The 16,185-nt window shown below is 71.7% G+C and carries 9 protein-coding genes; 7 read left to right on the top strand and 2 right to left on the bottom strand.

Annotated elements, in window-relative coordinates; genetic code table 11:
• Positions 1–26: 26 nt before the first annotated feature.
• A complete protein-coding gene (locus CP981_RS02330; protein WP_085923059.1) occupies positions 27–7,001 on the bottom strand; it encodes a non-ribosomal peptide synthetase in 6,975 nt (2,324 codons plus the stop codon).
• Positions 6,998–8,203: a KamA family radical SAM protein gene (locus tag CP981_RS02325; RefSeq protein ID WP_244329504.1), complete on the bottom strand. Its 1,206-nt coding sequence runs from the start codon at positions 8,201–8,203 to the stop codon at positions 6,998–7,000. Before CP981_RS02325 ends, CP981_RS02330 begins: the two co-directional genes overlap by 4 nt.
• A 379-nt stretch (positions 8,204–8,582) precedes the next feature.
• Between CP981_RS02325 and CP981_RS02320 the strand changes: the two genes are divergently transcribed.
• The 7 genes from CP981_RS02320 to CP981_RS02290 all read left to right on the top strand — a co-directional run bounded on the left by CP981_RS02320 (position 8,583) and on the right by CP981_RS02290 (position 16,184).
• Complete coding sequence (locus CP981_RS02320; protein WP_085923061.1) at positions 8,583–9,833, top strand: hypothetical protein; 1,251 nt, start codon at positions 8,583–8,585, stop codon at positions 9,831–9,833.
• The gene (locus CP981_RS02315; protein ID WP_085923062.1) at positions 9,830–11,098 is read left to right on the top strand and encodes a 3-isopropylmalate dehydratase large subunit; all 1,269 of its coding nucleotides are present in this window, start codon (positions 9,830–9,832) and stop codon (positions 11,096–11,098) included. The genes CP981_RS02320 and CP981_RS02315 overlap by 4 nt, the downstream gene beginning before the upstream one ends.
• 3 nt (positions 11,099–11,101) lie before the next feature.
• On the top strand, positions 11,102–12,190 hold the full coding sequence (locus tag CP981_RS02310; protein ID WP_085923063.1) for an isocitrate/isopropylmalate dehydrogenase family protein: 1,089 nt from the start codon (positions 11,102–11,104) through the stop codon (positions 12,188–12,190).
• Complete coding sequence (speB, locus tag CP981_RS02305) at positions 12,187–13,251, top strand: agmatinase (RefSeq protein WP_085923064.1); 1,065 nt, start codon at positions 12,187–12,189, stop codon at positions 13,249–13,251. The genes CP981_RS02310 and speB overlap by 4 nt, the downstream gene beginning before the upstream one ends.
• Complete coding sequence (locus CP981_RS02300; RefSeq protein ID WP_085923065.1) at positions 13,248–13,772, top strand: 3-isopropylmalate dehydratase small subunit; 525 nt, start codon at positions 13,248–13,250, stop codon at positions 13,770–13,772. Before speB ends, CP981_RS02300 begins: the two co-directional genes overlap by 4 nt.
• On the top strand, positions 13,769–15,376 hold the full coding sequence (locus CP981_RS02295) for an MBL fold metallo-hydrolase (RefSeq protein WP_085923066.1): 1,608 nt from the start codon (positions 13,769–13,771) through the stop codon (positions 15,374–15,376). Before CP981_RS02300 ends, CP981_RS02295 begins: the two co-directional genes overlap by 4 nt.
• A 124-nt stretch (positions 15,377–15,500) precedes the next feature.
• Positions 15,501–16,184, top strand: coding sequence for a nitroreductase (locus CP981_RS02290; RefSeq protein WP_229894156.1), 684 nt, complete (start codon positions 15,501–15,503; stop codon positions 16,182–16,184).
• The last annotated feature ends 1 nt before the right edge of the window (position 16,185 follow it).

The following is a 16,185-nucleotide window of genomic DNA, read 5'->3' as shown; positions in this document are numbered from 1 at the left end:
CTTCGCACCGGTCCCGGAATCAGCGCTCAGTAGCGCAGCTCGATGGTCAGGGGGGCCGGGGACTCCGCCGGCCGGGCACCCACGGCCTGGTCCAGCGGGGCATCCGCGTGATCGAGGAGCAGCCCCACGATCCGGAGGAAGGCCCGCCCGAGTTCGGCGAGGGTGTCGTCGTCGATGCGGGCACGTGGCGCCACGATCTCGACGTGCAGGGTGTCCGCCTGCTCGGTGATGTCGAACCACAGCGGGGTGTGCGCGCCGAAGACCTCTTCCGTCCAGGCGGCCTCGGTGGTACCCGTCCGGGGCTGGAGAGTCAGACCGATGTCGGCCAGCGGCGCGTCGGCGTCCAGCCCCAGCGCCCGGCCGATGTCCCCCGGCGGGATCCGCCGGTGGGCCAGCGCGTCGACAACCGAGTGGCGTACGGAGTCCAGCAGGGCGCGGAACGGCTCGCGGGGCTCGACATGGTCGCGGAGGGCGACCGTATTGATCAGCGGGCCGAGCTGCTCCTCCAGGACCCGCCCGTCCCGCAACGACACCGGTGACATCACCACGAGGTCGGTCTGCCGGGTCAGGGCGAACAGAAACGCCTTGACGACGGCGTGCAGCCCCGCGAACAGCGTGGTCTGCGCGTCGGAGCAGAGCGTCTGGAGGGCGCGGGTGCGTCCGGCGTCCACCGTCACCCGGTGGCGACGCCCGAGGAAGTCCCGGGGCCCGGACGGGTGGCCGATGCCCAGCGGCGTGAGATCGAGGCGGGTGCGGTGGGCCCCGGTCAACCGCCCGGTCCACCACGCGAGTTCCGCGCGCCCCTCCGGGCTCTGGAGGTAGTCGAGTTGCCGGGCGGCGATATCGCGGAACTGACGCGCCGGACGCCGGGGGGTGACGTCGCCCGCCCGCTGCGCCTGCCGGTCCTGCTGCCACCACCGGGTGAGCACATCGCAGGACATGCCGTCCCACACGATGTGGTGGGCGGTGACGACGGCGAGTGTCGACGTGTCCGGGCGCCGGACCAGATGGAGCCGGAACAGCGGGCCCTCGGTGAGGTCCAGCGGCCGGGCCGCCTCCTCGTCGAGGAGTTTCCGCAGGTCCTCGGCCGTGGGCGGGCGGGACAGGTCGGTCAGCCGGAGCGCGTCCGCATGGCCGTGTGGACGGATCCGCTGCCGGGGGTGTGCGCCGGCCAGCGGGAAATCGGTGCGCAGGATCTCGAAGGACTCGACGAGCCGGGCGAACGCCGCCCGGTCTGCCGCGGGGTCCCACGGGGTGCCCAGGTCCAGGATCTCGGGTGTCGCCGCCGGTGTCCCCGGGGCCCGGAACTGGTCGAGCAGCCAGAACTCCGACTGCGCGGGCGACAACGGGTGGTCGCCGGAGTCCGGTGCCGCGGGGAGCGGTTCCGGTCCGGTGGCGGGCTGCTCCACGGCCGGTGTGCGGCGGGCGTCGATCAGCTCCGCCTGGCCCGCGAGCGTGGCATGCGTCAGCACGTCCTCCAGGCCGAGGACGACGCCCAGGTTCTCCTCCACCCTGGTCACCAGCGCCACGGCCAGCAGGGAATGGCCCCCGACGGTGAAGAAGTTGTCGTCCGGGCCGAGGTCGCAGTGGCCGAGCAGCTCGCCCCACAGCTCCCCCAGCAAGGCCATCGTGTCGGGCGCGCCGCCCGTGGCACCCTGGTCCGTCGCCGTCGGCTCCGGCCGGTCTTCGGCAGGGTCCTGCCGGTCGCCGGAGTACCGGGCGCGGAGCGCGTCCAGGTCCGCCTTCCCGTTGGCCGTGGTCGGCCAGTCGTCAACGGTGACGAAGGACGCGGGGATCATGGGCGCGGGCAGCAGCTCCTGGAGCCGTTGGCGCAGGGCGGGGATCTGCTCCCGGTCGCGGTCGTCGAGGTAGGCCACCATCGTCGGGGTGTCGTGGGGCCCGGTCCGGACGTCGGTCACGGCGTCGCCGGCCAGCAGCCCCGTGCTCAGGATCGCGGAGCGGACCTCTTCGAGTTCCACCCGATAGCCGCGGATCTTGACCTGGCGGTCCCGCCGTCCGACGAACACCAGGTCACCGGAGGGGAGGCGGCGGGCGAGGTCTCCGGAGCGGTACCACCTCCGGGGCGGGCGGCCGTCATGGCCCCCGGCCCCGGGGTCGTCCGCGTGCACCCCGAAGACCCGGGCGGTCTCCTCGGGCCGGCCGAGGTAGCCACGGGCCACCGCGGGCCCGCTGATGACGATCTCTCCGACGCTGCCCTCGGGAACCAGCTTCCCGTCCGTGTCCCGCAGTTCCACGCTCATCGTGCCGATCGGGCGGCCGATGTTCTGCATGTCGGACGGCGGCGCGTCGGCCGCTTCGGGCGCCTCGGAGAGGTCGAGTCGTTTGAAGGTCGTGAAGACGGTGGTCTCGGTGATGCCGTAGCCGTTGACCAGGTCCACCCCGGGCAGGTGCCCGGCGAAGCGCCGGACGGCCCCGGGATTGATCGGCTCGCCGCCGAATATCACGTAGCGCAGGGAGGCCGGCGCCAGTTCCGGGCGGCGGTCGAGGGCGTCCACCGCGCGCTCGAAGGTGCTGGGGACCTGGGACAGCACGGTCACCCGCTCCCGTACGAGGACCGGGAGCAGCTGGCGCGGGTCCCGGCGCGTCGCCTCGGTAATGATCACGACCCGGGCGCCGCGGGAGAGCGGCAGATGGAGTTCCCAGACGGAGAAGTCGAAGGCGAACGAGTGCGTCGATGTCCAGACGTCGTCGTCCCGGAAGTCGAACGGCCAGCCGCCGGCCCACAGCAGCGCGAGGGCGTTCCGGTGCTCCACCACGACACCCTTGGGCGTGCCGGTGCTGCCCGAGGTGTAGATGACGTACGCGGGGTCGTCCGCGCCGGCGGACGGGGTGAGGTCGGCCGCCCCCTCGCCGTCGTCGGACAGCTCGGGTGCGTCATCGAGGGCGAGCACGGGGAGCCACTCCACGCCCTCCGGGCGGCAGCCCTGCTCGTGACGGTCGACGACCAGCAGGACCGGCCGGGCGTCTTCGAGCACGGCGCGGCTGCGCGCCTCGGGATGGGCCGGATCGATCCCCAGGAAGGCGCCGCCCGCCTTGAGGACCGCGAGCTGGATGACGGGCACCCGCTCGGAGCGCTCGACCGCGTAGCCGACGATCTTCCCAGGGGCCACGCCGAATTCGTCGCGCAGCCGGCGGGCGAGCCGGTTCGCCCGGCTGTTGAGTTCCCCGTACGTGAGGACCCGGTCCTCGCACACCACCGCGGTCCGCGCGGGGGTGAGCCGGGCATGGCGCTCCACGGCCGTGTGGAGCAGGACCGGTTCCGTCGGGGCGTCAAGTGCCTTGCGGGCCACGGCGGCCGCGGTAGCGCCGCCGGAGTGCGGGAGCGCCGCGATCGTGCGCGACAGCCCGGTGAGCCAGCGCTCGATCGTCGTGCTCGCGAAGAGGTGGGAGTCGTACTCGATCTCGCCGCGCAGCCCGTCCTCGTCCTCGACAAAGGTGACGATCATGTCGAGCTTGCCGACGCCGCGGTCGACATCGACCCGGCGGGCGCTGGGCTCCCCCCACACGGACTCCGTCCGTGCCCCGGGCGCGTTCTGGAGGACCAGCATCACGTCGAACAGGGCCGAGCGTTCGGGGTCGCGCACCAGGCCGAGGTCCCGTACGAGGAGGTCGAGAGGGTATTCCTCGTGGGCGAACGCCTCCAGGGCGGTCGACCGGACATGGGCGAGGAGCTCCTCGGGCGACGCCTCCGGGTCCACGGCGACCCGGAGCGCCACGCTGTTGACGAAGGAGCCGAGGACATCTTCGAGGTCGAGGTGCGGGCGGCCGGCCACCGGGGTACCGACCACCAGATCGCGCTGGCCGGTGAGCCGGTGCAGCCATGCGGAGGTCGCGGTGAGCAGCGCCATGAACATGGTGGCCCGGTGGCCCCCGGCCCACGACCGCAGCGCGTCGGTGACCTCGGGATCGAGCGCGAAGCGCTGCACGTCGGCGCCGGGGACCTTCGCGGAGCCGCGCGGGGCGTCCAGCGGGAGGCCCAGGGCCGGCAGCGGCCCGGCCAGCTGATCGGTCCAGAAGCCGCGCATCCGCTGCCCCGCCGGACCGGCCAGCCGCGCCTGTTCCCAGGCGGCGTAGTCGCGGTACTGGAGGCGGGCGGGCGGCAGTTCCGCCGGGCCGTCCCCGGCGGCGAGGGCCCGGCACCGGGCCGCCAGCTCGGTGAGCAGCAGCGTCAACGACCAGGTGTCGCTGATCAGATGGTGGATCACCAGGTACAGCACGGTGCCCCGGTCGGGTGTCCGCCCCGCATCGGCCGGGGTGATCAGGCCGAGCCGCAGCAGGGGCCCGGCCTCGGTGTCGAACGGCCGCTCGCTCACCGCCCGCAGATGGCGCGACGGGTCGGCCGCCGCACCGACCTCCACGGGCACCCAGCCGGGTTGCGGGGGCCGGATGCGCTGGACGAGCTCGCCGTCCTCCAGTGCGAACGTGGTGCGCAGAATCTCGTGACGAACGGTCAGTTCGTCCAGCGCCGTGCGCAAGACGGCGGGGTCGGGGACCTCGGCCAGTTCGATGCCGACCGCGATGTTGTACGCCGAGGACGTGGCGTCGAAGCGGCTGGTGATCCAGTGGCGAAGCTGGCTGTGGGACGCCGGGGCCGTCTCGGTCGCAGGCGTGGGCGTAAGGCGGGCGACCCGGCACGAGGCGTGGTCGCAGTCCCGGATCACCGCTGCCTGGGCGCGGATCGTGGGGTGCGCGAAGATGGTGAGCACGTCCAGGCGCCCGCACAGGCTCGCTGCCGCGCGCGTCGCCACCCGAGCGGCGTCCAGCGAGGTGGCACCCCGGGCGATCAGGTCGTCGTCCGGACCGGTCGCCGCACCGTTCAGGACCTCCCGCCACAGGGCGACGAGGGTGTCCTCGACCGATGCGGACGGGGAGGGGAGCGGGCCCGTCGCCGAGTCGCCCGCAAGCGCCGGGGAGGCCGTCGGGAGGGCCTTGACGTCGACCTTGTCGTGCACGGTCCGGGGGAAGGCGTCCAGCACGTGGACGACCTCGGGGACCATGGTGGACGGCAAAAACTCGGCCAGGTGGGTGCGGAGTTCGCCCGGCTCGGGCGGGGCCGATGACGCGTCGTGCGTCACCCAGGCGATCAGCCGCTCGCTGCCCGCCGCCGACGCGCCCTCGCCCACGGTGCGGACGAGGGCGTCGTCCACCGCGGGATGGCGGCGCAGCACGGCCTCGATCTCGGCGGGCGCGATCCGCTGCCCGCGGACCGAAAGCTCGTCGTCGAGCCGCCCCAGGAACTCCAGATTCCCATCGGCGCGCCACCGGACCCGGTCGCCACTGCGGTAGAGCAGCTCCGGTCCCGCGACCGGGCGTTGGACGAATCGTTCGTCGGTCAGCTCGGCGTCGTCGAGGTAGCCGGCGGCCAGGCAGCGGCCGCGGACGAAGAGCTCACCCGGTACCCCGAGTGGCGTGAACCGTCCGTGACGGTCGAGCACGGCGACCCCGGTCCCCGGGATCGGACGGCCGACGGGCACCGGCTCGCGGACCGGTCCGACCGAGCAGTCGAACGAGGTGACATCGACGCAGACCTCGGTCGCGCCCCAGCCGTTGAGCAGATGCGCACCGCCGCGGCGGCCGGCGACCTCCTCGAACAGCTCTACCAGCCAGGGGTGCAGGGTCTCGGCACCGGCCAGCACCCACCGCAGCGACGAGACCGAGGAGAAGAGGCCGAGCGTGGCCACGTGTTCCAGCAGGCTGCGCAAGGGAGAGGGCACCAGGTCCACGACGGTGACGCGCCGGCGCTCGATGGCGTCGAGCACCCGCGCCGGGTCACGCTCGTGGCCGGTGGGCAGGAACCAGACCCGCCCGCCGACCGGCAGCAGACGGAACATCTCGCAGACGGCGGGGTCGAACGACAGCGCCGTGCGCCCGAGCGACACATCCTCCGGGCCGAGGCCGAGGCGGTCGATGAGCCACCGCTGACGGTTGACGAACGACCGGTGGCGGACCAGGACGCCCTTCGGCTTGCCCCGGGAGCCGGAGGTGAACATGAGGTACGCGAGATCGTCGCCGTGCAGCTTCGGGCGGTCCCCGATGGCGTCGGCCGGTCCGAGGTCTTCGAGGACGAGGGTGGGGCGGTCCGCCGTGAGCGCGTCACGCCCGGCCCGGGTGGTGACGACCAGCCGCACCCCGGCCGCCGCCAGGAGTTGTTCCCGGCGGGCGGCCGGCAGTGTGGGGTCGAGCAGGAAGAACGCGCCGCCCGCGGTGAGCACGCCGAGGGCCGCGGTGAGCACCGCGCACGACCGTTCGGCGACGACGGCCACGACCTCGCCCCGTGCGATCCCGTGGGCCAGCACGGCCCCGGCCACCCGGTCGGAGCGCTCCACGAGTTCCCCGTATGTGAGGCTCTCCGCGTCGCAGGCCGCCGCGACCCGCTCGGGGTGCCGGCGGGCCGCGTCCCGGACGAGCTCATGGATCGTGGTCTCCGCCGGTACCGGGGACGGTGCGCCCGTGAGCCGCTGCCGCTGGATATCGGTCTCGTCCGGGGAGAGCACGGGGAGTTCGGCCAGCTCCTGTCCGGGGCGGGCGGTGCCGGCGGCGAGCACGCGGGTGACCGCCTCGTGGAGGCCGGGACCGGACGCGTGCGGGTGGTCGAGGACGAGCGTGGGATCGGCGCCCTGCCGCACGGTGAGTTCGCCCCGGCCCGCGGGCCGGGCACCGGCGCCCGGGTCCAGGGCATCGGGGTCGGCGACCTGGACGGCCCAGCGCCCCGCGGGCCGTGGGGACGGGAGTTGGCCGGCGAGCGTGGCGCGCACCTGCGCGAAGGTGGCCGAGGGGGCACAGTCCACGACGACGCGGTGCACCGCGGGGGTCCCGGGTGCTGCGTCCGCGGCGTCTACCGTGACGTCCAGGGCGAGCTGATCCCGGTCCTCGTACCGCCCGAGCACGACCACGGCGGCCGCGAGAACCTCGTCGACGGAGTGCCGGGCACCGTCACTTTCTGGGGCCTGGACGGAGGGCCCGGAGTGCACCGAGCTCATACCTCGAAGCCCTCCGCGTCTTCGGCCGGCATCTGTGGGGCGGACAGCCGGTCGGACACCGTGGGCACCTCGGTGGGTGCACGGTGCGATTTCGGCCCCCGCAGCGGCGGAGTCGTCCCCGACCGGTACCCCGACGGGCCGTGGTACTCGGAGACCTCGCCCGCCCAGTTGCGCAGGACCGCCCGCTCCGGTGACAGGCTGAGCAGGTAGTTGGGACCGACCGGGATCTTTCCGCCGCCACCGGGGCTGTCGACCACGTAGGTCGGGACCGCGAAGCCGCTGATGTGTCCGCGCAGCCCTTCGATGATCTCGATGCCCTTGGTGACGCTGGTCCGGAAGTGGCCCGCTCCCCGCACCGAGTCACATTGGTACAGGTAGTAGGGGCGCACCCGCATACGGACGAGTTCGGTGCACAGCCGGCGCTGGACCTCGACACTGTCGTTGATCCCGGCGAGCAGGACCGTCTGCGCGCCGAGGGGGACGCCGGCGCTGGAGAGACGGGAGCAGGCCTGGGCGAGTTCCGGGGTGAGTTCGTAGGGGTGGTTGACGTGGATGTTCAGCCAGATCGGGTGATTGTCCGAGAGCAATTTGCAGAGCTCGTCGTCGACGACGAACGGGTTGAAGACCGGGGCCCGGGTGCCTATGCGTACGATCTCGACATGCGGAATCGCCCGGAGTTCGGTGATGATTTCGGCCAGCCGGTTGCGCGCCATCGACAGCGGGTCGCCGCCGGTGATCAGAACATCGCGTACCTGTGGCGAATCCCGGATATACCGAAGTTGCTCTGCCCAGTCCGAGTGGCTGTAGTTCTGCTTTCCGTCGCCGACGAACCGGCTCCGGGTGCAGTAACGGCAGTAGGACGTGCAGGAACTCGTAACGAGCATCACCAGCCGGTCGGGATATTTATGAATGATCCCGCGCACCGGCTCGTGCTCGATCTCCGAGTTGGCATCGGGAAGCCTTCCGTCGAAGGCCTCCATTTCCCGTGAGCTGGGGATGACCTGGAGCCGCAGCGGGCAGTGCGGGTCGTCCCCGTCGATCAGGCTGAGGAAGTACGGGGTGATGTCCACCCGGAAGAGGTCGTCCCCGCCGAGTGCCGCCTCTTCGTCCTCGGTGAGCTTGATGACGTCGCGCAACTGCGAGGGGCGCCGCAGCCGGTGGGTCATCTGCCATCGCGGATCACTCCACTCGGCCTGGGGCACGTCCTCCCATCGCGGGTGACGAGCGCTCGTTCCACTTTCTATGCCGATTGACATCTGAAACCTCCGGGCCGCATCCGGACGAGATTGCCGGCAAGGGGAATTTGCCGGGCAATGGGACTGACGATGATCGTTGCCGTCCCGAGCTCCACCAGAACACAGTCCTGACGGCTGTTCAAGAGCGTCCGAATTATCCTTCAGGCGGTCCGTCAGCTGCCTTTCAGGCATCGTTTAGGTACCGTTTAGGGTGGGCTTTAGATTCCCCTCGGAACACTGGTGCACCGGTGATCTGATCTGTTACACCATCCCTGCACGTTGCTTTTCTTTTCGGTCGGCGGACCGCGGTCAGGCTGTCTGGCCGGTCTCGATTAGAGGTGGAGTGATGTCTGGGAGCACCGAGGAATTGTTCACCTGGAATCCGCGGTCACGCGGAATTGCACACGTCGGGATCGAGGACGACAGTCTGCGGGACGGTTTGCAGGGTGCTTTTGTGCACCATCCCTCCGTCGAAGTGAAGAAATCGCTGGTCGAGTCCGCCGCGGCGATCGGGGTCGAGGCGGCCATGCTCGGGTTTCCGTCGAGCTCATCGGGCGCCCTCGCGGAGGCGGCCGAGCTCGTCGAACACCTCGACCGGCGCGGCCTCCCGATGGTGCCGCGCTTTCTGGCGCTGGCCGACCCGGCGAGCATCGCCCCGATCAGCCGGCTCAACCGGGGCACCGACCGCGACGTGTGGGCCGACTTCTTCGTCGGATGCAGCCCGCTGCGGCGGCGGGTCGAGGGCTGGACCCTCGACAGCGTGCTGGAGCGCATCACGGCCGCGGGGTCGGCGGCCCGGGACGACGGCACGAGGTTCGGCGTCAGCCTGGAGGACGCCACCCGTACGCCGCCCGAGGAACTTGAACAGCTGGTCCATGTGGCGGTCGGTGCGGGCGCGGAGGTGCTCACCGTCTGCGACACGGTCGGGGAGTCGACTCCCGAGGGCGCCGCGCAGATCGTCCGGGCGGTGCGGGCGGCCGTACAGCGCGCGCTGGCCGGCCTGCCGTCCGACAACCACGGCGCGGCGGTGAAGATCTGGTGGCACGGTCATGACGATCGCGGGCTCGCGGTGGCGAACGCCATCGCCGCCGCCGAGGCCGGGGCCGACACCATCAGCGGCGCGTTCCTCGGCCTGGGGGAGCGAGCCGGGAACACCGCGCTCGAATCGGTGCTGATGTACCTCTACCAGGCCGGACACCAGGGCTACCGGATGGACCGGGTGGTCGAGCACTGCCGCCGCCTCGCCGAGGCAACGGGCTCCCCGGTGCGGCGCAACGCCCCCCTGATCGGAGATCAGGCCTTCGCCACGTGCACGGGGACCCATGTCGCGGCCCTGGTGAAGGCCCGGCGCTGGGGGCGGGAGGCGGAGGACCTGGTGTTCTCCAGTGTGCCCGCCGCCGTGCTCGGACGTACCCAGTCGATCATGGTCGGGCCGACGAGCGGGCGGGCCGCCGCCCGTGAGGCGCTCGCCTCGGTCGGGGCCCCGGTCGATGACGTCAACATCGACGCGGTGCTGGCACGGGCGCACGCGCACGACCGCTGGCTCGAACCGTCGGAGATCCGTGAGCTGCTCGAAGTGAGGGGTGTCTCCGCATGATTCCGCAGACCATGACCCACAAGATCCTCGCCCGGGCGGCGGGCCGGGACCATGTCGTCGCCGGGGAGATCGTCGAGGTCGGCATCGACATGGCGTTCACCCACGACCCGGTGTGCGAGGGGCTCCGCCGTGAGTTCCGCGATGCGTTCGGCCCGGACGCGACCGTGTGGGACCCCGAGCGGATCGCCCTCTTCGAGGACCATCTGGTGCCGGCCAAGGACGCCGAGTCGCGCCGACTCGCCGCCGGTATGACCCAGTTCGCCACCGAGCAGGGCATCTCGCACCACTACCCGTACGGCGAGAACTACGGCATCTGCCACGTGATGATGTGCGACGAGGGACTCGTCCAGCCCGGGACGGTGGTGCTCGGCACGGACTCGCACTCGGTGACCTACGGGGCGTTCAACGCCTTCGGCTCCGGCGTCGGCATGATCGACATGGTCAACGCCTTCTACACCGGCGATCTGTGGTTCCGGGTCCCGGAGACCATCGAGGTCCGGATCGAGGGCGAACTCCCGCCGGGCGTCCTGGCCAAGGACGTGATCCTGACCCTGATCGGCGACCTCGGCATGGGCGGTGCCTCGGGCCGGTCGATCGAGTTCACCGGCTCCACCATCGACACGATGTCGGTCGAGGAGCGGATGACGCTGTGCAACATGGTCGTGGAGGCCGGCGCGGTCAACGGCATCATGGCCCTGTCGCCCGCCGCCGCGGACTACCTCGCCGCACGGCCGCGGACCGTCGCGTACGAGCCGGTGACCAGCGACCCCGGTGCCCCGTTCGCGCGCCGCCTGGAATACCGCGCCGAGAAACTGCGCCCCGCCGTCGCCTATCCGCACCGGCCGGACAATGTGCACTCGATCGACGAGGCGATGGCCGACCGCATCCGGGTGGACCAGGTCTACATCGGGTCCTGCACCGGAGCGAAGTTCGACGACATCGAGGTGGCCGCCGCCGAGCTGGCCGGGAAGCGGGTGGCGCCCGGAGTACGGCTCATGATCGTGCCGGCCACCATGGGGATCTACCGCCGGCTGGCCCTGTCCGGAACGATGGCGACGCTTCTCGCCGCCGGAGCGGTCGTCGAGTCGCCCGGCTGCAAGGCGTGTTACGGCGCGCACGGCGGGGTCGTCGGGGACGGCGAGGTCTGCCTGTCCACGACCAACCGCAACTTCCGGGGGCGGATGGGCAACCCCAAGTCGTCCGTCTACCTGGCATCGCCGATCGTTGCCGCGCGCAGTGCGCTCGCCGGCCGGATCACGGAGTAGCCGATGACGCCGACAACGAAACCGACGGTGCTCGTCCTTCCCGGCGAAGGGATCGGGCCGGAGGTCGTGGGCGCCGCCCGCCACGTCCTGGAACACGTCCTCGACCGCGCCGGACTGGACGCCACGATCCGCGAGCACGCGGTGGGTCTCCCGGCGTACGAGCGCACCGGGCAGTGGCTGCCCGACGCGGTGCGCGACGAAATCGACCAGGTCGCGGCGACACCGCACGGTGCGGTTCTGTTCGGTGCGACGGCCGACGAACCGATCGGCGAACTGCGCAGCCGCTACGACCTGTTCGCCAACCTCCGCCCGGCCCGGCCGCTGCGGGCGCTGCGCGATGTCTCGCCCCTCCGGCCGGAGCGTCTCGACGGTGTCGACCTGCTGCTCGTGCGCGAGCTCGTGTCGGGCGTCTACTACGGGCGACGCCGGACGGGGGTCGACGCGGGCCAACGGTGGGCCGGGCAGGAGATGTACTACCGCGAGGACGAGATCCGCCGCATCGTGCGCTGCGCCCTGGAGCACGCCGAGGCCCGGCGCCGCCGCCTCACCCTGGTACACAAGGCGAACGCCATCCCCGACGTCTTCGGACTGTGGCTGGAGGTCCTCGCCGAGGAAGCACCGGCCTTCCCGGACGTCGAGGTCCGGGACATGTACGCCGACACGATGGCGATGCAGATGGTCCTGCGCCCGGCCGACTTCGACGTCATCGTGACCAGCAATCTGCTCGGCGATGTGCTCTCCGAGATCACCGGTGCGGTGTGCGGCTCGCTGGGGCTGCTCCCCTCGGCGACCCTGAGCCCCACCGGCTTCGCGCTGTACGAGCCGGTCGGCGGCACGGCCCCCGACCTCGCCGGCACCGGACACGCCAACCCGCTCGGCACGATCGGTTCGGTGGAGCTGATGCTGCGTCATACCTTCGGCGCCCCACGATGGGCGGACTTCCTGGCCGACGGCGTCGAGCGGGCCGTCGAGTCGTGCCGCACCCCCGACATCGCCGGACCGGGGAGCGCGCCCTGCACCACCAAAGAGATGGCCGCCGCGGTCTGCGACGCGTTCGACGCCGTGGTGGCGGAGGAGGGAACCCAGCGATGACCCCATCCACGCCAGGCGGGCCGGGCGGACCCGCCGCCGACGCACCGCAGGACTACGACGACGCGGTGCGCCGGGCCGACTACCGCGGGGTGTTCGGCCCGGAGACCTCGTTCCTCGGGCTGCCACGGTGCGAACAGAGCCCCGCCGGGTACGCGGGCGCCGATGTGGTGATCCTCGGAGCGCCCTTCGACGGCACCACGTCCCACCGGCCGGGCACACGGTTCGGCCCGCAGGCCATCCGCCGGACCGACTACCTGCCGCACGTCCCGTACCGGCCCCATCTCGGCCTCGGAGTCGACCCGTTCACCGAGCTCAAGATCGTGGACGCCGGGGACGTGCCCACCCCTCCGGGGGAGACCGAGCGGGCCCACCAGCTCCTTGAGCGCACGGTGAGCGAGGTCGTGGCCGCGGGGGCCATCCCCTTCACACTCGGCGGGGACCACAGCATCGCCTGGCCGACGATGCGCGGGATCGCCGGCCGGCGCGGCCCCGGGACCTTCTCGGTGGTCCACTTCGACGCCCACGCCGACATCGGGGACACCAGCGACTTCGGAGCGGAGTACGGCCACGGCACCGTCATGCGCCGGCTCCTGGAGTCCGGCACCGTACCGGGCGACCGGTTCACCCAGATCGGGCTGCGCGGGTACTGGCCCGGGCCGCGCACGCTCCAATGGGCGGCCGGGCTCGGGGTGCGCTCGATCACGATGTCGGAGCTGCGCTCCCGCGGCCTCGACACCTGCCTGGACGACGTCCTCGACCAGATCGGGCCCGGCCCGCTGTATCTGACGATCGATATCGATGTCGTCGACCCGGGCATGGCCCCGGCGACGGGGACGCCCGAACCGGGCGGACTGACCAGCCGCGAGCTGCTTGACGCCGTCCGGACCTGCGCGCAGCGTGTGGACCTCGTCGGCGCGGAGATCGTCGAGCTCTCGCCGCCCTACGACGGGCCGGGGGAGATCACGGCCTATCTCGCGAACCGGATTGTGCTGGAGGTGCTGTCGGGGATGGCGTGGAAACGTCGCGCCGCGTCGGCCGGGAACGAAGGGTTGCCGTCATGATCATCAGTGGCCTCGCCTACGGGGTGGGGGACTTCGTGGACACCGACGTGATGAGCCCGGGACGTTACGAGCCCTACGACGGGCCGGATCAGCTCGCCCGGATCGCACTCGTCGACTATCCGGCAAAGACGCCGTTCGTCGACCCGGACACGGGCACCTCCCCGTTCAAAGTGATCTTCGCCGGGACGGAGTTCGGCTGCGGTTCCAGCCGGGAGACCGCCCCGCAGGCGCTGCACTACGCCGGCGCCCGCGTCGTGATCGCCAAGTCCTTCGGCAACATCTTCTTCCGCAACTGCGTCAACATGGGCCTGCTGCTTCCCGTCGTCATCGACCACGGCTTCGACGAGTCGATCACCGGTGCACCGGTCCGTGTGGACGTCGCCCGCCGGGTCGTGACCTGCGCGGACCGACAGATGGAGTTCGCCGACCTCGGAGCCCTTCAGGGCATCGTCGACGGCGGCGGCCTCACCCCCTACACCCTCGACCGAGTCCGGGCCGGACAGGGAAGGCGCGTCCGATGAATACGATCCCGAACTTCCGGCAGCCCGTCTCGCTGCGCTCCGATGTCGTGGTCGAGCCACTGATCGACCACTGGTACGCCTGGTCGCACCTGCTCTCGCCGGGCACCGCGGCCCGCAATATCGCCCGCCGTCAGATGCCGATCATGACGTCGTACCTGGAGGCGCCGGCGGTGCACCAGCGGTCCTCCCGGACGCCTGCGCTGGCCGGCGGCCCGTTCATGGACCTCGGCGGGGACCGCTCGGCGGACGTCGAAGCCCTGATCGCGGCCACCCGGCGGCGGGCCGCGCGGCTGCTCGAATTCGACACCGCGGTGGACACGCTTCAGGACCTGCTCGCGAAGGCCGCCCCGGGCGTGCCGCTCGAAGAGCTCTACCCCCTCGTGCCGGAGCCGCTCCAGGGCTATGTGGAGCTGGTCTACGACCTCCAGGACAACGCCTCGTTCCGGCTGATCGAGGCCCTGCTCTACCGCAGCGACTACGCCTCGACGGACGGTCAGTCCCTCGCGCTGGAACCCCTCCGGGCCGACCGCCGCCCCTTCGCCCTCTCCACCCCCCGTCTCGACACCGACGAGCGGACCGTGCTGCCGGTGGCCTTCCACCACCCCGGCGTCGACGTCATGTTCTCGACGCTGCGCACCCCGCGGCCGTTCGGTGAAGTTGCGGACGCCCTGGAGCTCACATCCGACACCGCCCGCAAGCTGGCGCCCTACTTCACCGCGGCCGACGCCCCCGCGAAGGCCACCCGCAGGGAGCCCGTCAAGGAGCCGCGTATCCGCTACCTCGGACACGCCTGCGTCCTGGCCGAGAACGACCAGGGCGCGATCCTGGTGGACCCGCTGCTGCCGCCTGCGTTCCCGGGCGCCGGGCCCCGCCTGGTCGACAGCGATCTGCCCGACTACATCGACCACGTCCTGATCACCCACGGCCACCAGGACCACCTGGTACTGGAATCGCTCCTCCGCCTGCGCACCCGGATCGGCACGATCGTCGTGCCCCGGTCGGACGCGGGGTCGCTTCAGGACCCGTCGCTGCGGCTGGCGCTGGAGGCCGCGGGCTTCCCCCGGGTGATCGAGCTCGGCGAGCTCCAGCAGATCGAGACGGCGATGGGCCGGCTCACCGCCGTCCCCTTCTTCGGTGAGCACGGCGACCTCGCCATCTCCAAGTCCGCATGGCTGTTGGAGTCCGACGGCCGGACCGTCCTCTTTGCCGCCGACACCTCCACGATCGACCCCGTGGCGTATGCGCACGTGCGGCGGGCCATCGGCAAGGTCGATGTGCTCTTCCTCGGCATGGAGTGCGAGGGCGCCCCGCTGACCTGGCTCTACGGGCCCCTGTTCACCCACGAGCCCGCACGTGAGATGGCCGTGCGCCGCCGCCTGAACGGCAATGACGACATCGGCGCCATGGCGCTCGCCGAGGCCCTCGGGTGCGACCGGGCCTACGTCTACGCCATGGGCCACGAGCCATGGGTGTGGTACCTGACGACAACGACCTTCGACGAGAACGCGGCGCCGGTGCAGGCGGCCGAGCGGTTCGTGGCGGCCTGCCGCACCCGGGGAATCGAGGCACAGCGCCTGCACGGTTCCTGCGACCTGCCGTGGTGAGCGGGCGCTCCTTCTCCCGCCCCGCCCCGCGGATCTGACCCGTCGGTGAAAACGGACCGTCCGTGCCCGGCCCGGATCGTCGTGGAGACCGATCCGAGGCACGCACCCACAGAAAGGAGTGCTCGTGACTTCTCTCGAAACCTCTCTGGAGCCACTCGTGGCCGAGCGGCTCATCCGTGGCCGGCGCGCGGTCCGTGCCTACCGGCCCGATCCGGTCCCCGACACCGTCATCACCGCGGTCTTCGACCTGGCGGCCTCGGCCCCGTCACACTCGAACACCCAGCCCTGGTCGGTCGACGTCGTCAGCGCCGGGGCCCGCCAACGGCTCGGCGAAGCACTGGTCCAAGCCGCCGAATCGGGGAAGCCGAGCCCCGATTTCCCGCTGCACCCCTACACCGGGGCCGCCGCGGAACGCAGTTATGCGGCCGGCGCGATCATGCACGAAGCGCGGGGAATCGCGCGGGGCGACCGTGCCGGGCGGCGGCGGGCGTTCCTGGAGGGACTGCGCTTCTACGGCGCGCCCCACGTGGCCCTGCTCTCGGTCCCCGCCGACGCGGACGAGCGCATGACCGCCGACCTCGGCATCTACGCCCAGACCCTGATGCTCGCCATGACGGCCCACGGCGTCGCCAGCTGCCCGCAAGGCGTCCTCGGCTTCTACGCCGACGCCGTACGCTCCGTCCTCGGCCCTTCCACGGACAAGCTGCTGTTCGGCATCTCCTTCGGCTACCCCGAGCCGGGGGCGGCGGCCTCCATGCCGGCCATCCCCCGCGCGCCGCTGGCAGAGACGACGCGCTTCCACGAGTGAG

Origin of the sequence: Streptomyces platensis (genome assembly GCF_008704855.1) — a bacterium.
In the GTDB taxonomy this organism is placed as follows: domain Bacteria; phylum Actinomycetota; class Actinomycetes; order Streptomycetales; family Streptomycetaceae; genus Streptomyces; species Streptomyces platensis.
The sequence above is the reverse complement of the archived record's forward strand: the minus strand, read 5'-3'. Positions and strand labels throughout refer to the sequence as shown.